Below are 20,241 nucleotides of genomic sequence, written 5' to 3' on the forward strand. Positions count from 1 at the left end.
CCCCCGGTCATGGATGCGAACAAAAAGGCGGGCATTAAGCCGGTAATGGTTACACTGGACCGGCCGGGAGGTCCGCATGAGTCTCGCACGATCCAGGATCACGGCCCAGGGCCAGGTCTCCGTCCCCGCGGCCGTCATGAAGAGGTTCGGCATCGCCCCGGGCGACTACATCGACTGGGAGCTCAGGGATGGCAACCTCCTGGTGCGCCGGGTGGGCACCTACACCCTTGGCGACGTGGCCACGGCCCTGGACCTGCAGGAAGGCGTGCTGCACAAGACGGGTCCCGAACTCCTCGAGGGCGTCAAGGAACGCATGAGGAGGCGCCATGCGGTCCGCTGACGCCTCGCTCCTGGTGGGCTGCCTCGCCGGCAGCGGAGCCGCCCAGACCTTCATCCGGGAGGAGGGACCGGTGTGGATCTCCCATCTGGTGCTGGCCGAAACCGTGCGGGCCCTGGAGTGCGTCCACGGCCGCACGCGGCCCCGGCTGGTGGAGGCCCTGGAGATGATCCTGGACAACAAGGACCTGGTGATCGAGGACCCCGCCGTGCCCCGCGCGGCCTTGGAGGGCTATCGCGCCGGCCTGGAATTCGAGGACGCCCTGGCCGTGGAAACCGCCCGCAAGGCCGGGCATCTGCCCCTGGGCACCCTGAGGGAGGAGCTCCGCGGAGTTCCAGGGACGGTCGATCCTCGGGCATAATGGCCCCAACGGAGATCCCCCATGCGCATTCGAACCCTCGCCTTCGCCCTGGCCGCCGTCGCGGCCCTGGCTGCCAACCCCAAGGTCAAGTTCACCACGAACCTCGGCAGCTTCACGCTGGAGCTCGACCCCGAGGCCGCGCCCAAGACCGTGGACAACTTCCTGGGCTACGTGAAGAGCGGCCACTACAAGGGGACCACCTTCCACCGCGTCATCGCCAAGTTCATGATCCAGGGCGGCGGCATGACCGCCCAGGGCGCGGAGAAGCCCACCCGGGCCCCCATCCAGAACGAGGCCAAGATGGCGCAGGAGAAGGGCTGGCGCAACGTGCGCGGCACCGTGGCCATGGCCCGCACCGGCGCCCCCCACAGCGCCACCTCCCAGTTCTTCATCAACACCGTGGACAACGCCTTCCTGGACTACCCTGGCCAGGACGGCTGGGGCTACTGCGTGTTCGGCAAGGTGGTGGACGGGATGGAGACCGTGGACAAGATCCGCGACGTGAAGACCCTCCCCGGCGACCGGCCCCAGACCCCCGTGGTCATTTCCGGCGCGGTGCTGGAAGGCGCGCCGGCCCCGGCGAAGAAGAAGGCCGTGAAGAGGAAGTAGGCCGTCAGTCCAGGTAGCTCCGCGCGCCCAGGTAGCGGTCCCGGTAGTAGGGATCGCCCAGGCGTTCCCGGGCGATGCGCCGCCCCCGGCCGGGCGCGTGGATGAAGACGTCGTCCCCCGCGTAGATCCCCACGTGCGACACCTCGTTTCCGCCGGCCGTGGCGAAAAAGACCAGGTCGCCGGGGGACGGCGTGGTGGTGCGGGTGCCCGCATCGAACTGGGCCTTGGAGTTGCGGGGCAGTTGCAGGCCGTTGAGGCGGTACACCGCCATGGCCAGGCCGCTGCAGTCGAAGCCCTTGGGGGTGGTGCCGCCCCACAGGTAGGGCACGCCCAGGTACGTGGCGGCCGTCTCCACCAGGTTGGCCCGCAGCCCCGTGAGCTCCCGGGGCGCGGGGCGGGCCAGGGGCGGTTCTTCCGGCGGCACCAAGTAGAACTCCCGGATCACCCCCGCCGCCCGCAGGGCCTCGGCCCGGGCGCGGGCGGCCTCCCGGGTGGGAAAGTCGCCGAAGCGCACCCGGTAGAGCCCCGGCTGGGCCGCGTAGTACACCGCGTCCAGCCCCCTGGACTGGAGCAGATCGGCCAGGCGGGACGCGTTCTCCACCCGGGCGAAGGCGCCGGCCTGGATGGTGAAGCCCAGGCGCGCCAGCTTCGGCGCCGGGACGGGCCTGGCTGGGACGGGCCTGGGTGGGACGGCCCGGGGCGGGACGGGCCGCGGTGCTGAGCATCCGGCCAGGATTAGGCCCGCCAGCACGACCTGGATGACGCTGCGCATGGACCTCCCGGGGATGGGAGAAGTGTACCTGGATTTCCGTCTTCGTTCAGGGGCGAGGCCTCGTCGGATCCCTCGCGATCAAACAAACAATCCATTGACGCATGGCCATGTGGAGATCCTTCAGGCTCGACCTGCTGGCCGCAAGCGTTTTACCGCCCCGCCGGCCTATGCCGATGACGTCGCCCACGGCTTCCGGCACCGTCACCCTCAAGAAGCGCGCCGCCGCCCAATAGCGGTTCGTTCAGAGCGACGATGGTTTGGCCGTAACGAGGTCCTTTTTCCATCCTTTTCCTATCCCCGTCCATCCCCGTTTATCCCCGGCCAATTCAATCGTTGAATGCAGCCGAGGCCACATGTTCGACGCCGAACCCAGGCATTTCGTCAGCCCTGGACAAAAAGAACTGGCCGGGGATGGACGCTGATGAACGGGGATAAATAAAGAAGATATTCATCACCCGACGTGTTGCTTCGAACTTCTTATCTCGGCAACAAGCCACGACTAAACATGATTTTTTGAATTAATTTGCTACCGGGGCCGCCGGCCTAATGGCACACCGCCATGTCTGCCGGTCTCCAAGGCTGGTTCCCTGCCGGAGGAGCGGCTGGCTTGGTCGGTGGGTTTACCAGCAAACTCATACTGTAATAGATGCCCCCGCCAAGGGCACCTCCGACCGCGCCAAGCGGAAAGCCGGGTCCGCCTGTGGCCGCCGCAGCCCCGATTCCTCCCAGGACGGCTCCGCTGGCCATTTCGGCCCCCAGGGACCTGGGGTTGATCGAATAATCGTTCACTTCCTTGACGCTGGGAGGTCCTCCTGCGCCCTTTATCCGGGCCAGGTCAGAATCCGGGAGAAGGATCAGGGCTGGTTGTCTTTTCATCGTGCCACCTCCATCGGTGATTGGCGTGATCCAAGGGCCTTCGATACCGTTATTTTTTCGGAAGCAGGACTCCCTTCCTGGAGATCCTGGATTGGCAATTGGGGCAGATCGAGATGCCGGAAACAAAGTGGTCGAACGTGACAAACCTTCGAAACCTTGGGAGGCGATGGAGGCACCTAGGGCAGTACTGCCGTGGTATCGCAAGGAGCACTAGAATTCCTCCTATTAGTGCACTGGATACAATGCTCAATAATTGATTTGCATGATGATTCATATTTTCCGCCGCATGCCAAGCCGGGGCCGTCGCAAACGGGCCTTTTTGATTATGGTCTTCAAGGGTGTGAAGTTAATATTTCCATATTATTGGCTTGTGCATGGCCAAGCTTGGCCAGTGGTGGGCTATCGTGTCCCAGCTGTCCGCAGATTAGGATTTTTGCGTTCACTTGCAAATATTTTTTCGGTATTGATGGGAGTCAGGTTAAAACACCGACAGGGCAGCGGGGCACGCTGGCCCTCCCCGCTCAGGCCCAGTTGAACTTCTTCACGGCCACGAGGAAGCACCCCGCGGTCCACGCCGCCACGATGGCCAGGCCCGCGGCGTGGCCGTCCAGGCCGGCGCCGTCGTTGAACACGGCGCGCAGGGCCTTGAGGTAGGGGGAGAGGGGCAGGGCCACGACGGCCTGCTGCATCCACCGGGGGGCGCTGTCCAGGGTGAAGTAGACGCCCGACAGGAGCATCATGGGGAAGAAGAAGGCGTTGGAGATGGCGGCGTAGCCTTCGGACGTCTTCGCGAAGCCCGAGAGGGCGAAGCCCATGGCCATGAAGCACGCGGCCCCCAGGGCCAGCACCAGGGCCAGGAGGACGTAGCTGCCCTGGTTGGTGATGTGGAAGCCGAAGTGGCCCACCAGGAGCATGGCCGCGGCCTGCAGGAAGGTTACGGTGAGGCGGTGGAGGATCTGGGCGGCCAGGAAGATCCACTTGGGCAGCGGCGTCACGGCCAGCCTCCGGAATTTCCCCTTCTCCCGGTACGACACGTTCACCATGCCCACGCTGAAAAGGCCCATGCTCAGCAGGTTCATGCCCAGGAGCCCGGGCAGCAGGAAGGCCGCGTAGTTCGACGCGTGGCCGCTGCCCGGACTTTCCATGGACACCGGCAGGAACCGGGGCGCGAGGCCGGCCCGGCCCACCTGCAGGGCGAGATTGGCCTGCTGGACCACCTGGGCCGCCATCTGGCCCTGGGCGGCGAGGTAGGTGTTCACCCGCAGGCGGCCCGCCTCCAGCTGGACGGCGGTGTCGCCCTTCTTCCACCGGACCTGGGCCTCGGCCGGGGTGAGAACCAGGGGCTTGACGGGGGTGGCCGCAAGCGCCGCCATGAGTTCGGGGGCCGCGGGGCCCGCCACCACAAGGGTGAGGGTGGGCGTGGACCCCTGGCGGAAGATGGTGCCGAAGCCCACCAGCATGAGGATCGGGAAGGCGAAGGTCCAGAACAGGGCCACCCGGTCGCGGGCGTAGAGCTTCCATTCCATGCGGAATTGTCGGAGAAGGAGCATGGTCAGTCCCTCAGGCTGCGGCCGGTGAGGTGCAGGAAGACGTCTTCGAGCGTGGCCCTGCGCACGTGGATCTGCTGGTAGGGAACCCCCTCGGCGGCCTCGAGCAGGGTGGGCAGCAGGGCCTTCGGGTCCCGGGTGGGGATCTCCCAGAGGTCGGCGCGGGCGGTGACGGGCTGGCCCAGCCGCGCGGCGAAGGCCGACGGGTCCGGGGCTTCTCCCTGGAAGGCCAGTTCGACCACGCTGGGGATGGCCAGGTCCTGGATGAGGCCCAGGGGCGTGCCCGCGGTGAGCACCCGGCCGTGGTCCATGATGGCCAGCCGGTCGCAGAGCGCCTCGGCCTCGTCCATGTAATGGGTGGTGAGGATGACGGTGCGGCCCTCGGCCTTGATGTGCCCGACCACGTCCCACAGGGAGCGCCGGGCCTGGGGGTCCAGGCCGGTGGTGGGCTCGTCCAGGAAGACCAGCTCCGGGTCGTTCACCAGGGCCAGCGCCAGGGCCAGGCGCTGCATCTGGCCGCCCGACAGCGTCACGTGGAAGGCGTCGGCCTTGTCCGTGAGCTGCACCAGGTCCAGGAGCTCGGCGGCGCTCCGGCGGCGGGGGTAGTAGCTGCCGTAGAGGTCCAGGGCTTCCCGGGGGGTGATCTTGTTGAACAGGCTGGTGCTCTGGAGCTGGACGCCGATGCGGCCGCGGATGGCGCGGGCCTCGCGCTTCCAGTCCAGGCCGAGGATCTCGATGGTGCCCGCGTCGGGCCGGGTGAGGCCCTCGATCATCTCCAGGGTGGTGGTCTTGCCGGCGCCGTTGGGTCCCAGGAGCCCGAAGACCTCGCCCCGGGCCACGTCCAGGTCCAGGCCGTCCACGGCCAGGACCTTGGGATACTGCTTGCGGATGCCGCGCACGCGCAGCGCGAGGTCGCTCATGCCCCCCTCCTCACACGGCCCAGACGGTCCAGCCGGGTCTTTCCTCGAGCCCGCGAAGGGCGGCGTCCCGTTCGGGCACGCCCGGGTATCTCGCCGCCCAGCAGCTGCCGGAGCCGCACAGGAGCGGCTCGCCGCCGGTGTCCACCAGGGCCGCGCGCACGTCGGCGAGGGCGGGGCAGGCGAAGATGGCCGCGCCCGTGAGGTCGTTGCGCCAGGGCGGGGCCTGGCCCCCGCCCAGGCTCGGGCAGGCCTGGGGGAAGGGGTAGCCCACCTGGGGCAGGGATTTGTAGACGCTGGGGGTGGCCACGTGGATGCCGGGGTGTGCGATGAGGATGGGTTCCAGGGCCACGGGCCGCATGGGGAACACCCGCTCTCCGCGGCCCAGGCCCAGCACGGTGCCGCCCAGGAGGAAGAGGGGCACGTCGCTGCCCAGCTCCGCGGCCAGGCGCAGCAGCACGGCGTCGCCCAGGCCAAGGCCGAACAGCGCCTCGCCCAGGCGCAGCGCAGAGGCGGCGTCGCTGGAGCCGCCCCCCAGGCCCGCGCCCGCGGGAATGCGCTTGAAGAGGCGGAGCCGCGCGGGGAGCTCCCGGCGCGCCTCCCGCTCCAGCAGCCGCCAGGCCCGCGTCACGAGGTTGCCTTCGTCGGCCCGGAGGCCGCCCGCGGCGGGCCCCTCCAGGGCCAGGGAGAAGACGGAGGCGGGGGTCCCCTCCAGCGTGTCGGTGAGGCCCTCCACGCCCGAAAGGACGGTGGTGACCAGTTCCAGTTCGTGGAAACCGTCCGGGAACCGCCCCAGGACGGCCAGGAACCGGTTGAGCTTGGCGGGGGCCGGGAGGATCAGAAGCCGTCCTCCAGCTCGAATTCCGGGTCGGGCATGCTGAGGATCCAGGGCCCGTCCTTGGTGATGGCCACGGCGTGCTCGAACTGCGCCGAGAGGCTGCCGTCGGCGGTGCGCACCGTCCAGCCGTCGGGCTCCACGAGGCACCGGTGGCTGCCGATGTTGAAGATGGGCTCGATGGTGATGGTCATGCCCGGTTCCATGCGGAAGCCGGTGCCGGGGCGCACGTCGGCGTAGACCACCTGGGGGTCCTCGTGCAGATCCCGGCCGATGCCGTGGCCGATGTACTCGCGCACGATGCTGTAGCCCAGGCCCTCGCCGAAGGCCTGCACGGCGCTGGCCATGTCGCCCAGGCGGTACCCGGCGCGGCAGAACTCGATGCCCTTGAACATGGCCAGCTGATTGGACTGGAGCAGGAGCCGGGCCTGTTCGCTGATGGTCCCCACGCCCACCGAGAGGCATGTGTCGCCGTGGAACCCGTCCAGCTTGGCACCGCAGTCGATGGCGATGATGTCCCCGTCCCGCAGGACGTAGTTCGTGGGAATCCCGTGCACCACCCGGTCGTTCACCGAGGTGCACAGGGTGGCGGGAAAGCCGTGGTAGCCCTTGAAGTTGGGGACCCCGCCGTTCTTGCGGATGTAGGTTTCGGCCAGCTTGTCCAGCTCGAGGAGTGACACGCCGGGCTTGGCGGCGCGGGCGGCCACGCGCAGGGCGTTGGCCGCCAAACGCCCGGCCTCCCGGAGCTTTTCCATCTCTTTTCTGCTCTTGTAACGAATCTGTTCACGGATGGGCACTTTCGCCTCCCATCCACAGTCTATCCGAAGGCGCTAGAATCCATGGAACAGGGAGCTGGATATGAGAACGCCAATCATTGCTTGCGCGCTGGTCCTGACGGCCTGCGGACCCAACATCCCCAACAAGCCCGCGGGCGTCCCGGAAAGCGCCTTCTGGGCCGGGGACGCCAAGGGCGGGGTCTTCGTGGCCATCGGCGTGCCGGACCACGAGGGCTGGCAGGTGAAGATCCACGATCAGCGCACCGGGGCCGTGGTGGCCCAGGGCCTCTTCGTGATCCGGCGCGGCGCGGCGCGGCCTTCCTTCCACCAGGAGGACTTCGCGGGCTGGGACGGCCGGGCCGTGCACCTCACGGGCGGCGGCGTGCTGGAACCCAAGAATCCCTGATGGCGTACACCCGCGAGGAGCTGGACTGGATGGAGGCCGAATGGGCCTTTCATCTCCACGGGCGTCAGGCCTTCATGAGCCGGGAGGACTTCCTCCAGCTGCAGGCGTGGGACGGCGAGGGCATCCCCGCCGACGCGGTGGTGGGCGCCATGGAGGCGTACTTCGAGCGCCGGGCCCGGCGGGAGAAGCCTCGCACCTGGGTGGCCCTGTCGCACCTGGCCAAGGACGTCGCCCGGGCGGTGAAGCTCCGGGCCGCCCTGGGCAAGGTGGAGGCGGAGGACCTCTCCGGCTGGGAGGCCGTCAAGGACCCGCTCCGTTCGGATCCCCGGGCCCGGGCGGCCTTCGAGGCCTGGAAGCGGTGCCAGGCCGCGGCCCCGCCGCCGGATTCCCCCGGGTTCCTGGACCACTTCGACCAGGCCCGCAGGCTCCGCAAGGACCTGCTGTCCCTGGCCGAGGCCAGCCTGGGCGCCCGGGCTGAACCGCTCCGGGAGGCGCTCCTGGCCCGCCTGGCCGAATCGAAACTGCAGGAGGGGACCCTGGTGTGGAAGCGCGCCTGGGAGCATCATTGGAGCCGCGCGGTGTGCGATGCCTGGGGGATGGAGTGAGCGCCGACTGGCTTCGTGAACTGGAAAAACCCACCTCGGCCTTCTTCCAGGCCTTCGCCCAGCGCGCCGCCGGGGACCACGGCCCCCGCAACGCCGCCCGGGACGCGGTGCAGAACCTCGCGCCCCGCGTGGACTGGCCCGCCTACCTCCCCCACATCCCCCATGGCCTGCTGGGGCTGGGGGCGGCCTTCCGCCTGAGGCCCCTGCTGGCCGAGGCGAGCTTCCTGCGCATCCTCTCCATCCAGATCCACGCCTTCGCCCTGGAAGCCCGGGGCCGGGGTCTGGAGGCCCTGGGTTCGGGCTCCTGGACGAACCTGGACATGGCCCTGGCCACCCACCGGCCCACCATCGCCTGGGGCGAAGCCATGGGCATCCAGGAGGTGGGCCCCGCGGACTTCCAGCGCCTGGAGAGCCGGGTGGAGCGGGACATGGCCAACGTGGGCCACAAGGCCGTCATGGCCCGGGACCTGGGCGAGCTCTTCCGGGATCTGGAGGCGCCCCGGACGGGAGGGCGTCTTCTCCTGGCGGTGGCGGCCTTCCTGTGCGCATCCGAACCCTTCGACACCTTCTGGCACCAGCGCGCCGCCCGGCGCCTGGAGGGCGTCGCGCCCGTGCCCCACCGGGCCCCGGAGGCCGGCCCTTCCTCCCACGCCGCCGCCGCCCGGGAGATCTGCGATTCGGGCCTGGTGGACCTGCTGGATTCCTTCTCCCTGCGGGTGCGGGCCGGGGCCGGCAGCGGGGACCTCCTGGCCTCCCTGGTGCTGGCCGCCTCGGAAAAGCAGCTGGACGCCAGGCGGGACCTGGAGGGCAAGACCTCCTGGAATTTCGTGTACCTCGCCCACCTGGCCAAGCGCAGCCTGGACGCGGGCCCCCTGGCCCCCGAGACCTGGGTGCAGGGCGCGGCCCTGGTGAACCTGTTCCCCACGGACGAGCCCGAGGACCGGCCCCGCGCCGTGCCGCCCCGGGTCCCCGCCACCGACCCCGCCCGGGCCCTCCTGGACGCCATTCTGGACGCGGAGCCCCAGCAGGCCATGTTCCACGCGGAGGAACTCCTGGCCCGGGGGGACGAGGGCGCCGTCCTGGGAATCCTGGCGGAGGCGGCCTCCGCCAACGACCCCGCCTTCAACCACAGCCACCAGGTGCTGGCCGTGGCCGCCGCGGCGGACCTGATCCCCCACCTGCCCGGGCCGGCGCGGGGGGCGATGCTGGCCGCCCTGGCCAAGTGCTTGGCGAACAGCCAGGGAAGCACCGACCTGGGCCGGTTGGCCGACAAGGCCCTTGACCTGACGAATAAATAATTAATACTCTCCGCATCGGGACCACTGACCCGATCCGGAGATTCCATGTTCGTACCGACCCTGGCCCTGGCCCTCTTCCTGGGATTCGAGCCCGGGCCGGCGGATCCCGGCCCCCTGTGGCGGGCCGCCGGCCAGGATCCCTACCTCCATGGCAAAGCCGGCTTCCGGTCCCCGTCCCGGGCGGTGAACCACGCGGTGGCCGAATTCCGGAAGGGCGTGCGCACGGGACACATCGATCCCAGGCGGGACGAGTATTTCTCATACATCTACACCTTCCAGCCGCCGGAGGGCGGCCGCCGTGTCTTCTTCCATTCCGCATGGAAACAGGCCGCGTTCGAGAAGATCGAGGGGGGCAGCATGCGTCACCTGGTGGAGCGGCCCTATGCGGAGACGGGGGCGGTGCGGGTCTACACGTTCATCCACAGCCACCCCACCCATGGGAGCGGCGGGGAGGGGCCTTCCCGGGTGGATGTGGCCACAGCCTCCCGGTACAGGCGCCCGGACGGCTCGTATCGCTATCTGTACCTCGTGAACAACTGGGGCCGCCTGGTGCGGTTCAAGGCCCGCCGGGACATCGACCCCCAGAACCAGGCGGCCCTGGGCATGATGCCCGTCAGGCCCCGGGTCCGCCAGGACTGGATCGATTAAAAATCAATACCCGACCTCCCGCAGCAGGGCCTTGAGCGTGGCGGCGGAATGCTGGAGGGCGGCCTGTTCCCCGGCGTCCAGGGGCAGGGGCAGGATCTCCCGGATGCCCTCCCGGCCCACGATGGCCGGCAGGCTGAGGCACACGTCCTCCACGCCGTGCATGTCCTCGATGTAGGAGGAGACGCACAGGAGGCGGTTCTCGTCGTCGGCCACCGCCCGGATGATCCGGGCCACGCTCATGGAGATGGCGTAGAAGGTGGCGCCCTTCCGCTGGATGACCTCCTGTCCGGCCCGCACCACCTCCGCGCTGATGTGCGCCCGGTCCTCGGCCGAAAGCCGGGGATGTTCCGGGCTGGGGTAGTGGGCGAGGGGCAGGGGGCCGATGCTGGCCGCGCTCCAGAACGGCACGGCGGTGTCCCCGTGCTCCCCGATGACCATGGCGTGCAGGTTCCGGGGGCTGATGCGGAAGTGGCTGCTCAGCAGGAACTTGAAGCGGGACGAATCCAGCACCGTCCCGGAACCGAAGATCCGGCCCTTGTCGATGCCCATGCGCTTGTAGCAGACGTAGGTGAGGATATCCATGGGGTTGGTAACCACCAGCAGGAGGGAGCGGCCGTTGTAGTGCTTCATCACGTCGCCGATGATGGCCTCGGTGATGCGGATGTTGCCCTTGGCCAGGTCCAGCCGGGATTCGCCGGGTTTGCGGCCCCGGCCCGCGGCGTGGACGATGAGGTCCGCGTCTGCCAGGCCCTCGTAGCCCTCGGCCCGCAGGTTCACCTGCTCGGAAACGGCGCCCCCGTGGGCGATGTCGAGCACCTCGCCGTAGGCCTTGTCGCCGTTGAGGTCGATGAGACTGATGTCGGAGGCGATGCCCTGGGTGGCGAGGGTGTAGGCGATGGTCGCGCCGACGTTTCCGGCGCCGATGATGGCGATTTTCATGTGTTACTCCTGAAATGCGGTCCTCGGGGGACCGGCACGGCCGTGCGCTTCAGGGGGGATCCCGGCGCCGGGGTGCACCGCCCATCATACGGTGCCCGCCGGATTCCGCGCCGGGGGCGCCCCTCAGGAACCCGGCCGGTATGATGGTAACCATGGCCGCATTGAGCTTTCCGACCCTCGCCCTCCTCGCGGCCCTGGCCGCGCCCGCCCAGGAGCCCTACGCCACCTGCCCGCCGCTTCCCCGGGGCGTGGGCCCCATCAACGTCGTGGACAGCCAGGGCCGGTACGTGGGCCGGATCCTGCCCCAGAAACGGTACTGGGTCACCCTCGACCGGATCCCCGCGTTCCTGCAGAAGGCGCTGCTGGCGGTGGAGGACGCGCGGTTCTACGACCACGGGGGCATCGACGTGCGCAGCATCGCCCGGGCGTTCGTGAAGGACGTGGCCAAGGGCAGGGCGGCCGAGGGCGGTTCCACCATCACCCAGCAGCTCATCAAGAACAAGTTCCTGAACGCCGAGCCGACCCTGGACCGCAAGGTCAAGGAGGCCCGCATGGCCATGGACTTCGAGACGAAGTACACCAAGAACCAGATCCTGGAGATGTACTTCAACGAGATCTACTACGGCAACGGCGCCCAGGGCCTGGCCCAGGCCTGCCGCCTCTATTTCGGCAAGAGCCCCGAGGAACTCTCCGAAGGCGAATGCGTCACCCTCGCCGGCATCCCCAAGAATCCCGGCCGGTACAACCCCCTCGGGAAGGTCGAGGACATCGCCATGCGCCGGGAGGTGGTCCTCAAGCGCATGGAGGACCTGCGCCTGATCTCATCCCAGCAGCGGGCCTCCCTGCGTTCCCAGTGGGGCGCGGTGCAGGGGCCCGGCAAGGCCCCGCAGTACCTGGCCCAGGTCCGCGCCACGCTGGTGCGCCTGTACGGGCCGGACGCGGTGGAGCTGGGCGGCCTGGACGTCACCGCGCCCCTGGACCTGGACCTCCAGAAGGCCGCGGAGGACGCGCTGCGGCAGGGCGTCCGGCGCGTGTCGCCGGACCTGCAGGGGGCCCTGGTGTGCCTGGACCCGGCCACGGGCGACGTGCTCGCCGCGGTGGGGGGACTGGACGGCGGCCAGAACGCCCTGAACCGGGCCTTCAACTCCATGCGCCAGCCGGGCTCGGCCATCAAGCCCCTGATCTACGCCGCGGCCCTGGAGGCCGGGCTCACCGCGGGCAGCGTCTGGAGCGACGAGCCCGTGGCCTACGACCGGGGCGGGGGCGCCACCTGGAAGCCCCTGAACTACGGCCGGGAGCGCCTGGGCGACATCTCCCTGCGCGAAGCCCTGGCCCACTCCAGCAACGTCGTCACCGTCAAGGTGCTCGAGCAGGTGGGGGTGCCCACCTTCACCGCCTTCGCGGGGCGCATGGGCCTCCCGCTCCGGGCGCAGGCGGGGCTCTCCCTGGCCCTGGGCACGGAGGAGGTGACGCTCAAGGACCTGGTGCAGGCCTACACGCCCCTGGCCGCGGCCGGCGTCCGCGCCGAAGCCCGGGTGATCTCCCGCATCCACGACCGGCGGCGCGACGCCTGGACGGAATTCCCCCCGGTGCTGGCCCCGGTGCTCTCCCCCGAGGCGGCCTTCGTGGCCACCAGCATGCTGCGCGACGTGCTGACCTACGGCACCGCCAAGTCGCTCCAGCCCTTCAGCCTGGAGCACCCCTGCGCCGGCAAGACCGGCACCACCGACAACTACCAGGACGCGTGGTTCGTGGGCTACACCCCCAACGTGATCACCGGCGTCTGGGTGGGCTACGACCGTCCCCGCAGCCTGGGCCGCGGGTTCACCGGCGGGGCCGTGGCGGCCCCCATCTGGGCGAAGTTCATGGCCAGGGCCCTGGAGCCCCGGCCCGTGGTGGACTTCCCCCGGCCGGAGGACGTGGTCACCGCCACCATCGACCCCGCCACCGGGGCCCTGGCCACGGAGGCCTGCCCCAAGCGGGTGGACGAGGTCTACCTTCCGGGCACGGAGCCCGTGGAGGCCTGCCCGGTGCACTTCCCCGCGGCGAACTAGGGTCGCCCGATCGAAAAAGTGGAACCTTCTTGGCCCGATTTGAGGCTTCGGTATCTTCGGGTAAGGGACCCGTACGCCGAGCACGCCGAGGCGCAGAGTTGCGCAGAGGTGGCTTCGCATCCTTGGCGCCGACCCATGCCGCCCAGGCCCTGCCCGCTTTCGCGGGCCGCGCCGTGACCGGCGCGCGGCAGGGGACGCTGGCCCTTCCGCATGCGAGCCTGTGGCGGGCCAGCGCCCCCTGCCTTGGACGGACCTGGGCTTGATGCGCCGAATGCCGGAATCCGGTGAGGCAAGCGCATGCCGCCAGGCAGCGCTTATTCGAATACCCCGAACGATCAGACTCCCGAGGCATCCCGGGTTCTGGAGAAGGTCATGCACAAAGGCGATGCCCTGGAGATGACGTTTGAGGACGCAAGGTCGCTCTTGTGCGTGCCATACCCCCTTCCGGGAGGGTCCCTCTCCCCCCAGGAAGGTTTCCCGCCTGAAATATGAACCGGTTGCTGAGCCCAGGCCCGTTCAAGGCAGGGCGCGCTGGCCCGCCACAGGCTCGCATGCGGAAGGGCCAGCGCCCCCTGCCGCGCGCCGGTCACGGCGCGGCCCGCGAAAGCGGGCAGGGCCTGGGCGGCATGGGTCGGCGCCAAAGGTGCGAAGCCGCCTCAGCGTAACTCTGCGCCTCGGCGTGCTCGGCGTATGTGTTCTTTACTCGAATATTTCTCAACATTCCATTTGGGCGAAATGGTGTCGCTAATCCAATCGACCCAAACTAGACGGGCACCTCGAGGTTCATGCTCTCCATGGCCGCCCAGATGAGGGGGATGTCGTTGGCCATGAGGATCAGGTCGTGCTTGGCGCCGGTGAGGTCCATGACGTGGTGGGGGAGCACGGCGTCCTTGTGGAAGCCCAGCTTCTCGAAGGTCCTGCGGGCCCCCAGCTGGTCGGCGACCACCTGGACGATGATCTTCTCGATGCCCAGGTCGGTGGCGAGCTTGACCAGGGTGGAGACCAGGGTGGTGCCCAGGCCCCGGCGGCGGAAGTCGGTGTGGCAGGCGATGCGGATCTCGCCCACGTGGCGCGTCCAGCCGTGGAAGGTGCGGTAGAGGGTGCCTTCGCCGACGATGGCGCGGCCGTCCCGGGCGACGAGGGAGATGACCTCGCCGGTCTCCAGCCGGTGGCGGAAGCGCCTGGACCACTCCAGGGTGGTGACGTCGTCCTTCAGTACCAGGCGGTCCTCGGCCGGAAGGCTGCGGTAGAAGGTGTGGAGATCCTCCATGTCGCCCGGCTTCAGAGGTTGGATTTCAACGACCGCGCCGTCCCGCAGGGCGACGTTCTGGGGAAAGGATTCGGGGCCCACGGTCAGGCCCCCCAGCCCGTGCTTCGCTGTTCGTTGCCCATTTCGGGTATCTCCATGAGGTATGAAATTAATATGCCATTTTAGGAGCAGAAGTTTCCTTGTCTACAAGTTTCGCATACCGGCACCGGCAACGCCGCCAGACCGCCACGGGCGGTCTCCCGGTACTCCTCGGGAATCCGGCGCCCCACCTTGCCCATGGTCTCGATGACCGCGTCGGCGGAGAAAACGCTTTCCATGCCCGCCAGGGCCATCTCGGCGCAGGCGGCGGCGTTCACCGCCCCCATGGCGTTGCGCTTGACGCAGGGCACCTCCACGAGGCCCTTCACGGGGTCGCAGATCAGCCCCATGACGTTGGCCAGGGCGAAGGCCACGGCGTGGTCCACCTGGGCGGGGGTGCCGCCCATGAGCTCCACCAGGGCGCCGGCGGCCATGGCCGAGGCCGAGCCCACTTCGGCCTGGCAGCCCCCCTCGGCCCCGCTCAGGGAGGCCAGCTTCTCGATGCAGAGGCCGATGCCGCCGGCCGTGAAGAACGCCCGCACCAGATCCTCGTCCGTGCAGCCCTTCTCGGCGGCCACCCGGAACAGTGCCGCCGGGAGGACGCCGCAGGCCCCGGCCGTGGGGGCGGCCACGATGCGGCCCATGCAGGCGTTCACCTCGGCCACGGAAAGGGCCGCGGCCACGAGGCGGGAGAAGGCCGGCCCCAGCAGGGACCCGCCCCCCTCTATCCAGGCTTCCATGCGGGCCGCGTCGCCGCGCACGAGGCCGCTGCGGGAGTGCTGGGGCCGGGCCAGGCCCCGGGCCACCGCCTGGCGCATGACGTTCATGCGCTCGAGCATGAGGGCCGCCAGGGCCTCGGGAGACTTTCCGCTCTGGCGGGACTCCCCGTCCAGGAAGACCCGGGAGAGGGGGACGCCGCGTTCCTCGGCTTCGGCCCGGTAGGAGGCGAGGGTGCCTTCGGTGTTGGCCATTCAGCCTCCGAACCCCAGGCGGGGCACGAACCGCACCTGGTCGATGTGGGGAAGGTGGCGCAGGGCATTGAGGACGCCGGCGGTGGGCGTGTGGTCCAGTTCCACGGACATGAGCGCCTGGCCCCCGCGGGAGGCCCGGTGGGCCTTGATGGTCGCGATGTTCATGCCGGCGTTGGAGAGGATGGTGGTGACCATGGCCACCGCCCCGGCCCGGTCGGGGTAGGCCAGGAGGACGGTGGGATACACCCCGTCCAGGTCCACCTGGAACCCGTCGATGTCGAACACCCGGATGCGCCCGCCGCCCACGGAACTGGCCGAGACGGTCAGCCCCGCGCCGTCCTGGGCCAGGTCGAGGCGCACGGAGTTGGGATGCACCTCGCCCAGGTCCACGGTCTCGAACTGGAACGCCAGGCCGCGCTCCAGGGCGATCTCCCGGGCGGCGGGGATCCCCTCGTCGTCGGGATCCATGCCCAGGAGCCCGGCCAGGAGCGCCAGGGGTGTGCCGTGGCCCTCGCCCGTGGCGGCGAAGGAGCCGTGGAGGCCGATGACGGCCGAGGCCGGCTCCTCCCCCAGGAGCTTGCGGGCGAAGGCCCCGATGCGCACGGCTCCGGCCGTGTGGGAACTGCTGGGGCCAACCATGACGGGGCCGATGATGTCGAAGATGCCCAAGGTCAGGTCTCCAGGCGTGAACCTACGAATTTACCGTACGTGGCCTGGAATGGGCGCTGCGACTGCATCGCAACGGGCGGCTCCTACCAGATCCAGGAACCCACGGTGGCCAGGAAGCCCTTGGGCGCCTCCGGGGCGGGCGGCGGTCCGGCGGGGGCGGCGGCTTCGGGCTCCCATTCCGCGGCCTCGGGCAGGTCACGCTCCCAGTCGTCCGGGCTGGCGGACGCATGGGCCAGGGCCGGGTTGGCGGGGCCGGCGATGGCCTGGCGCAGTTCGGCCTGGGTGAAGATCACCTCGTCGCCGGTGCGCATGGCCAGATGGTCGTACCCCTTGGCGTCCACCGCCGCGGTGAACTCCGCGTGGGCCTGCCGGAATCCCTGGTCGGCCAGGAACGCGCGCCCCAGGCGGTCCGCTTCGTGCATCATCGCCCTCACCCCCAGTTCATGGGCGATGGGGGTGTCCGCGGTGAACCAGGCGGCGGGAACCCGGCCGATCATGGCCTTGTACCGCCGGGCGAGGTGCGGGTCGACCCGCTCCTTCCGGGCCTCCCCGGAGCCGCCCCCCAGCCCCAGGCAGGTTCCCGTGATGAAATCCCAGGCGTGGTTGGCGTACCCGTACCAGGTGCGGATCCCGTGGTCTTCCATCTTGATGAAGATCTGGTTCGTCGCCAGGTGCATGTCCCGGCCCGCGGGCATGGGGACGAAGAGGATGGTCCCCTTGCGGGCGGGTAGGATGTTCTGCTGCACGAAGGCGGGGTTCAGGCTCGAATAGGGCTTCCAGTCCGCCGCACTGGCCTGGTAGGACCCCAGGATGTCGATGCCGTAGTGGCCGGCGTTGGTGAGCCGGGTGGCCCGCTTCAGGTGGCTGGAGTGCCGGGCGTAGGCCCCCCCGTTGCCCCGGAGGAAGTCGAACAGGCGCCAGTCCCTGTCCTCGACGACGAAGCTCCCCTGCTCGTACCCCTGGCCCTTGGCCACGCCGGCGTCGAAGAGGGCCCACATCACCGCCACCAGGTCGGTGCCGTAGGTGGCCTCATCGCCCAGGTAGTCGTATCGATCGTCCAGGATCCGGTCCAGGATGGCGCGCCCCTTCTGGATGTTCTTCTCGGCGAAATGGGTTTCGTTCATCTCCAACTGGTACCGGGGGGCGACGGAATGGCGGAGATAGTCCACGGCGTCCGCCCTGAGGGCGGCGGGGGCGGCGGCCAGGAGCGCCAGGACGAACCAACGGATTCTCAATGGCTGCTTCGGATCAAAGGTCATGCGGGTTCCTATGGGGGCTTGCGGGATGGTGAATGGAAGGCCAGGGGTTCGGTGCCGAGGGCACACGGGGGGTGTGGGCCAGGGGGCCCTCGGGAATGGGGTGCCCTCTCGGGTTGAATGGATCCCGCTTCGTCCGGGGAGGGGGGCTTCATGGGGTGGCTCCGGGTTGGAGGTGGCGGGGTTGAATCAATGGTTATCAATCATTTCGTCGCAATCACAAAATGAATCATTCACCCCCTAGGTTCCTCCCCTCTTTCGGGAGCCGGTGGTGCCATGAAAAGTGTTTTATCATACAAATATTGGAATTTGTTCAATCGGCGGCCGAATGCCGGGGACCGTCCAACCAGCGCCTTGACTTTTGGGGGTATGAGCAAATATTCATAACGGCGCTTCCTTGACAGCGAGACGTCCGGAATGCACGCCAAGGAGGCAGGCAATGCAACTTCTTTTCGAACACCATCCCTTCAGGCTTGCGGCCGCCCTGGCCCTGCTGGCCGGGACCCAGGTCCATGCGGCCTGGGAACCCCTGGGCCAGGAGATCGCCAACCGGACGGGACACGCGTGGGTGCTGCGGTTCCCCACCGCGGGAACCGGGCCCACCTTCGGTGCTTCCATCAACCAGGGCCAGGGCGAGGGCCCCGTCGTCCCCTGGGACTCGACCCTCACGGTGCCGGCCCATTCCGTGGTCCGGTTCCACGTGGATTCAGCCTATGCCGGCCAGGGCGACGTGGCCGCGTCGTTCAATCTCGAGCGCGGCTCCCATGGGCGGAACTCGATTTCCGTCAGCTTGGAGGTGGGGCGTCTTCCACGGCTTGCGCGCTTCGCCCGGAGCAACCGGGCGGAATACAGCCGGTCCACCAAGACCGAACTGGTGATCATGGCCCCGAAGGCCATCACCATCCTGGACGGAGGTCCCCTGGTGGAGGAGATCAAGGAAGAGAAGGGTCCGTCCGGGTCCGCCGGGGACCTGGCGCCCCTGTCGGAGAAGGATGTGCGGGCCGGGGTCGACAACCCCTTCCATTTCTACCGGGTCCAGCGGATCCGCACGGACGCGGCCTACAACCTCCCTTCATCCGAATCGCCCTTCGCCGGGCTCCACCTGATGGGCAACCTCATGCCCACCGAACTGCTGGCGGACTATTTCTTCAACACCCTCTTCGCCTACAACCTCCGGGTCTTCACAGGCTACGACCCGGGCGTCAACTACGACCAGATACCGACGCTGGCGGCGCCCTACTTCGACAAGATCGTCGAAGGCTGGCTGACGAGCTTCTGCACGCCCGGGGGCGTGAAGGTCGTGACCCCGCCGGGGCCGGGGGGGGACTTCCGGGAGTTCATGGCGTGGAAGGATGCGTTCGAAGGCGCCCAGGTGGCCCTCATGCGCAACCGTGCCTTCGTCTTCCTGGGGGCGGCCTACATGCGCCAGAAGATCGTCACCGAAAAGCTCGCCACCGCATGCCTGCGGCAGGAGAAGGGGCACAAGGACGCAGCGCACGCGGCCGCCCTGAAGCGCGATCGCCTGACCGGTGAAATCCAACTGGTTATTTATCACTGGATGCAGCAGGCCATGCGTGAATTCGTGACCCGCTACCAGGCCGCGTCCGCCGCCGACAAGCCACAGGTGCCCGCCTTCCTGGAGACCTGGCGCCCCGGCTTCCTGGCCTCGCCCCGCTACGCGGCGACCCTGGCCGCCGCCCATGCGCACGCGGAGCCGGAGAAGGAGGCCGAGGGCATCGCCCTTCCGGTGAAATAGGCGCCTCCCCAGCCGGCCAGGAAGGGCTCAGGGCACCCGGGTCTCCGCCCGCAGCGGGCCCAGGTCCGCGCCGCCGGGGTAGTGCACGTGCTCCAGGAAGAGGCCCGCGGACGGGGCCGCGGCGGCCCCCCAGAACAGGTTCGCCTCGGGGGTCGGCGCGCCCAGGTCGCGGGGGATGCGCTCCACCCGCTCCCGGCCCAGGCCGCAGAGCACCGCGGCCCCCACCATGCGGCGCACCTGCTTGTGGAGGAAGTGGCCCGCGGTGGCCCTCAGGAGCACCAGGGCGCCGTCCTGGGCGAAATCCAGGGCGTGCACCTGGCAGCGGGGATCCTCGCCCTTGGCCAGGTCTGCAAAGGCGCCCATGTCGTGGTTGCCCTGGAAGGCCAGCCAGGCCTCCCGCAGCCGCTGGATGTCCAGGGCGCCCTTCACCCACCACGCATAGGGCTTGGCGAAGGCGGTGCGGCGAAGGCTGAGCTGGTACAGGTAGGTGCGGGCCGTGGCGTCGTGGCGGGCGTGGAAGCCCGCGGGGCAGGGGTTCACGGCCCTCAGGGCCACGTCCCCGGGCAGGCCCTCGTCCAGGATGCGCTGGAGCTCCCAGCACTTCGGATGGGCGCCGGCAAGGTACAGGTGCGCCACCTGCCCCAGGGCGTGCACGCCCGCGTCGGTGCGCCCGGAGCCGCCCAGGGACGACACCGCGAGGCCGGCTTCCTGCAGCACCCGCTCCAGGGTGCCAGCCACCGTGCGCACGCCCTGCGCAGTCTGCTTGGGGCCCTGCTTCTGCCAGCCCTGGAAGCGGGAGCCGTCGTATTCCACCAGAAGCCGGTACCCGCCGGTCCGGGGCGCCAGGCCCTTGGGCGGCCTCATGCGGGGAAGACCTTGTTCACTTCCGCCAGGAAATGGTCGGGGTCGTGGAGGGGCTTGGAAAGGTAGTGCTCGGCGCCGGTCTCGGCCAGGAAGCGCTCCCGGTCGCCGGTCATGGCATGGGCGGTGGCGAGGATGACCGGCACCCCCCGGGTGGCCGGATCTGCCTTGAGCAGGCGCGTGATGTAGATGCCGTCGACCTTCTTGCCCAGGTGGATGGAGCGGGACAGGCTGATGTCCATGATGACCGCCGACACGTCCCCGGCGCGGACGATGGCGAGGATCTCGTCCACGTCCTCGGACACCACCACCTCGAAGCCCCCCTTGCGCACCAGCACGACCTTCATGAACTTCACGTTGATGGGGTCATCCTCGACGATCAGGATCTTCTTGCTCATGG

The 20,241-nt window shown here is 69.0% G+C and carries 22 protein-coding genes; 10 read left to right on the plus strand and 12 right to left on the minus strand.

Annotation, left to right across the window (positions count from 1 at the left end; translation table 11 throughout):
- The first annotated feature begins 76 nt into the window (after positions 1–76).
- From ACZ5LB_RS03225 to ACZ5LB_RS03235, 3 genes are read left to right on the plus strand one after another with little or no spacing between them, the layout of a single operon-like run.
- On the plus strand, positions 77–340 hold the full coding sequence (locus ACZ5LB_RS03225; RefSeq protein WP_464604716.1) for an AbrB/MazE/SpoVT family DNA-binding domain-containing protein: 264 nt from the start codon (positions 77–79) through the stop codon (positions 338–340).
- On the plus strand, positions 327–698 hold the full coding sequence (locus tag ACZ5LB_RS03230) for a PIN domain-containing protein (protein ID WP_464604717.1): 372 nt from the start codon (positions 327–329) through the stop codon (positions 696–698). Before ACZ5LB_RS03225 ends, ACZ5LB_RS03230 begins: the two co-directional genes overlap by 14 nt.
- A gap of 21 nt (positions 699–719) precedes the next feature.
- Positions 720–1,307, plus strand: a complete 588-nt coding sequence (locus ACZ5LB_RS03235) for a peptidylprolyl isomerase (RefSeq protein ID WP_464604718.1) — start codon at positions 720–722, stop codon at positions 1,305–1,307.
- Positions 1,308–1,311: 4 nt separating this feature from the next.
- Here ACZ5LB_RS03235 and ACZ5LB_RS03240 read toward each other — a convergent pair whose 3' ends face one another.
- From ACZ5LB_RS03240 to map, 5 genes are all read right to left on the minus strand, one after another.
- Positions 1,312–2,079 (minus strand): C40 family peptidase, encoded by a 768-nt coding sequence (locus tag ACZ5LB_RS03240; protein WP_464604719.1) that lies wholly within the window; start codon positions 2,077–2,079, stop codon positions 1,312–1,314.
- A gap of 1,397 nt (positions 2,080–3,476) precedes the next feature.
- Positions 3,477–4,505 carry an ABC transporter permease gene (locus ACZ5LB_RS03245; protein ID WP_464604720.1) on the minus strand — a complete coding sequence of 343 codons (1,029 nt, stop codon included), beginning with the start codon at positions 4,503–4,505 and terminating at the stop codon, positions 3,477–3,479.
- Between the two features lie 2 nt (positions 4,506–4,507).
- Entirely contained in the window at positions 4,508–5,422 is a 915-nt protein-coding gene (locus ACZ5LB_RS03250; protein WP_464604721.1) for an ABC transporter ATP-binding protein, read from the minus strand.
- Between the two features lie 10 nt (positions 5,423–5,432).
- Complete coding sequence (locus ACZ5LB_RS03255; RefSeq protein WP_464604722.1) at positions 5,433–6,155, minus strand: 4-(cytidine 5'-diphospho)-2-C-methyl-D-erythritol kinase; 723 nt, start codon at positions 6,153–6,155, stop codon at positions 5,433–5,435.
- A gap of 101 nt (positions 6,156–6,256) precedes the next feature.
- Complete coding sequence (gene map, locus ACZ5LB_RS03260) at positions 6,257–7,009, minus strand: type I methionyl aminopeptidase (protein WP_464604723.1); 753 nt, start codon at positions 7,007–7,009, stop codon at positions 6,257–6,259.
- Positions 7,010–7,112: 103 nt separating this feature from the next.
- Between map and ACZ5LB_RS03265 the strand changes: the two genes are divergently transcribed.
- Genes ACZ5LB_RS03265 through ACZ5LB_RS03280 form a run of 4 tightly spaced genes read left to right on the plus strand, consistent with a single transcriptional unit; the run spans position 7,113 to position 9,987 of the window.
- Positions 7,113–7,436: a hypothetical protein gene (locus ACZ5LB_RS03265; protein WP_464604724.1), complete on the plus strand. Its 324-nt coding sequence runs from the start codon at positions 7,113–7,115 to the stop codon at positions 7,434–7,436.
- A complete protein-coding gene (locus tag ACZ5LB_RS03270; RefSeq protein ID WP_464604725.1) occupies positions 7,436–8,041 on the plus strand; it encodes a hypothetical protein in 606 nt (201 codons plus the stop codon). Before ACZ5LB_RS03265 ends, ACZ5LB_RS03270 begins: the two co-directional genes overlap by 1 nt.
- Positions 8,038–9,339, plus strand: coding sequence for a hypothetical protein (locus tag ACZ5LB_RS03275; RefSeq protein ID WP_464604726.1), 1,302 nt, complete (start codon positions 8,038–8,040; stop codon positions 9,337–9,339). The genes ACZ5LB_RS03270 and ACZ5LB_RS03275 overlap by 4 nt, the downstream gene beginning before the upstream one ends.
- A gap of 45 nt (positions 9,340–9,384) precedes the next feature.
- Positions 9,385–9,987 (plus strand): hypothetical protein, encoded by a 603-nt coding sequence (locus ACZ5LB_RS03280; protein WP_464604727.1) that lies wholly within the window; start codon positions 9,385–9,387, stop codon positions 9,985–9,987.
- Positions 9,988–9,990: 3 nt separating this feature from the next.
- On the opposite strand, the gene ACZ5LB_RS03285 is transcribed toward ACZ5LB_RS03280, so the two are convergent.
- A complete protein-coding gene (locus ACZ5LB_RS03285) occupies positions 9,991–10,926 on the minus strand; it encodes an L-lactate dehydrogenase (RefSeq protein ID WP_464604728.1) in 936 nt (311 codons plus the stop codon).
- A gap of 152 nt (positions 10,927–11,078) precedes the next feature.
- Here ACZ5LB_RS03285 and ACZ5LB_RS03290 point away from each other — a divergent pair, with 152 nt between their 5' ends.
- Both ACZ5LB_RS03290 and ACZ5LB_RS03295 read left to right on the plus strand, forming a co-directional pair.
- The gene (locus ACZ5LB_RS03290; RefSeq protein ID WP_464604729.1) at positions 11,079–12,980 is read left to right on the plus strand and encodes a transglycosylase domain-containing protein; all 1,902 of its coding nucleotides are present in this window, start codon (positions 11,079–11,081) and stop codon (positions 12,978–12,980) included.
- Between the two features lie 122 nt (positions 12,981–13,102).
- A complete protein-coding gene (locus tag ACZ5LB_RS03295; RefSeq protein ID WP_464604730.1) occupies positions 13,103–13,243 on the plus strand; it encodes a hypothetical protein in 141 nt (46 codons plus the stop codon).
- Between the two features lie 500 nt (positions 13,244–13,743).
- Here ACZ5LB_RS03295 and ACZ5LB_RS03300 read toward each other — a convergent pair whose 3' ends face one another.
- From ACZ5LB_RS03300 to ACZ5LB_RS03315, 4 genes are all read right to left on the minus strand, one after another.
- Positions 13,744–14,331, minus strand: a complete 588-nt coding sequence (locus ACZ5LB_RS03300; protein WP_464604731.1) for an N-acetyltransferase family protein — start codon at positions 14,329–14,331, stop codon at positions 13,744–13,746.
- An 80-nt stretch (positions 14,332–14,411) separates the two neighbouring features.
- On the minus strand, positions 14,412–15,299 hold the full coding sequence (gene sdaAA, locus ACZ5LB_RS03305; RefSeq protein WP_464604732.1) for an L-serine ammonia-lyase, iron-sulfur-dependent, subunit alpha: 888 nt from the start codon (positions 15,297–15,299) through the stop codon (positions 14,412–14,414).
- Complete coding sequence (gene sdaAB, locus ACZ5LB_RS03310) at positions 15,300–15,968, minus strand: L-serine ammonia-lyase, iron-sulfur-dependent subunit beta (protein WP_464604733.1); 669 nt, start codon at positions 15,966–15,968, stop codon at positions 15,300–15,302.
- An 83-nt stretch (positions 15,969–16,051) separates the two neighbouring features.
- Entirely contained in the window at positions 16,052–17,227 is a 1,176-nt protein-coding gene (locus ACZ5LB_RS03315; protein ID WP_464604734.1) for a hypothetical protein, read from the minus strand.
- 436 nt (positions 17,228–17,663) lie between these two features.
- Between ACZ5LB_RS03315 and ACZ5LB_RS03320 the strand changes: the two genes are divergently transcribed.
- Positions 17,664–18,980: a hypothetical protein gene (locus tag ACZ5LB_RS03320; RefSeq protein WP_464604735.1), complete on the plus strand. Its 1,317-nt coding sequence runs from the start codon at positions 17,664–17,666 to the stop codon at positions 18,978–18,980.
- 27 nt (positions 18,981–19,007) lie between these two features.
- Here ACZ5LB_RS03320 and ACZ5LB_RS03325 read toward each other — a convergent pair whose 3' ends face one another.
- Together ACZ5LB_RS03325 and ACZ5LB_RS03330 are read right to left on the minus strand one after the other, a co-directional pair.
- Positions 19,008–19,844: a tRNA pseudouridine synthase A gene (locus ACZ5LB_RS03325; protein WP_464604736.1), complete on the minus strand. Its 837-nt coding sequence runs from the start codon at positions 19,842–19,844 to the stop codon at positions 19,008–19,010.
- The gene (locus tag ACZ5LB_RS03330; RefSeq protein WP_464604737.1) at positions 19,841–20,239 is read right to left on the minus strand and encodes a response regulator; all 399 of its coding nucleotides are present in this window, start codon (positions 20,237–20,239) and stop codon (positions 19,841–19,843) included. Before ACZ5LB_RS03330 ends, ACZ5LB_RS03325 begins: the two co-directional genes overlap by 4 nt.
- Positions 20,240–20,241: the final 2 nt, after the last annotated feature.

Source organism: Mesoterricola sp. MK458 (assembly GCF_055384935.1).

Bases quoted from the DNA above. Each gene is read 5' to 3' on its own strand.
- ACZ5LB_RS03230 (WP_464604717.1), top strand. From the start codon at position 327: ATGCGGTCCGCTGACGCCTCGCTCCTGGTGGGCTGCCTCGCCGGCAGC.
- ACZ5LB_RS03330 (WP_464604737.1), bottom strand. From the start codon at position 20,239: ATGAGCAAGAAGATCCTGATCGTCGAGGATGACCCCATCAACGTGAAG.
- map (WP_464604723.1), bottom strand. From the start codon at position 7,009: ATGGAAAAGCTCCGGGAGGCCGGGCGTTTGGCGGCCAACGCCCTGCGC.
- ACZ5LB_RS03285 (WP_464604728.1), bottom strand. From the start codon at position 10,926: ATGAAAATCGCCATCATCGGCGCCGGAAACGTCGGCGCGACCATCGCC.
- ACZ5LB_RS03265 (WP_464604724.1), top strand. From the start codon at position 7,113: ATGAGAACGCCAATCATTGCTTGCGCGCTGGTCCTGACGGCCTGCGGA.
- ACZ5LB_RS03320 (WP_464604735.1), top strand. From the start codon at position 17,664: ATGCAACTTCTTTTCGAACACCATCCCTTCAGGCTTGCGGCCGCCCTG.
- ACZ5LB_RS03290 (WP_464604729.1), top strand. From the start codon at position 11,079: ATGGCCGCATTGAGCTTTCCGACCCTCGCCCTCCTCGCGGCCCTGGCC.
- ACZ5LB_RS03280 (WP_464604727.1), top strand. From the start codon at position 9,385: ATGTTCGTACCGACCCTGGCCCTGGCCCTCTTCCTGGGATTCGAGCCC.
- ACZ5LB_RS03270 (WP_464604725.1), top strand. From the start codon at position 7,436: ATGGCGTACACCCGCGAGGAGCTGGACTGGATGGAGGCCGAATGGGCC.
- ACZ5LB_RS03240 (WP_464604719.1), bottom strand. From the start codon at position 2,079: ATGCGCAGCGTCATCCAGGTCGTGCTGGCGGGCCTAATCCTGGCCGGA.
- ACZ5LB_RS03315 (WP_464604734.1), bottom strand. From the start codon at position 17,227: ATGACCTTTGATCCGAAGCAGCCATTGAGAATCCGTTGGTTCGTCCTG.
- sdaAA (WP_464604732.1), bottom strand. From the start codon at position 15,299: ATGGCCAACACCGAAGGCACCCTCGCCTCCTACCGGGCCGAAGCCGAG.
- ACZ5LB_RS03325 (WP_464604736.1), bottom strand. From the start codon at position 19,844: ATGAGGCCGCCCAAGGGCCTGGCGCCCCGGACCGGCGGGTACCGGCTT.
- ACZ5LB_RS03245 (WP_464604720.1), bottom strand. From the start codon at position 4,505: ATGCTCCTTCTCCGACAATTCCGCATGGAATGGAAGCTCTACGCCCGC.
- ACZ5LB_RS03235 (WP_464604718.1), top strand. From the start codon at position 720: ATGCGCATTCGAACCCTCGCCTTCGCCCTGGCCGCCGTCGCGGCCCTG.
- ACZ5LB_RS03250 (WP_464604721.1), bottom strand. From the start codon at position 5,422: ATGAGCGACCTCGCGCTGCGCGTGCGCGGCATCCGCAAGCAGTATCCC.
- ACZ5LB_RS03225 (WP_464604716.1), top strand. From the start codon at position 77: ATGAGTCTCGCACGATCCAGGATCACGGCCCAGGGCCAGGTCTCCGTC.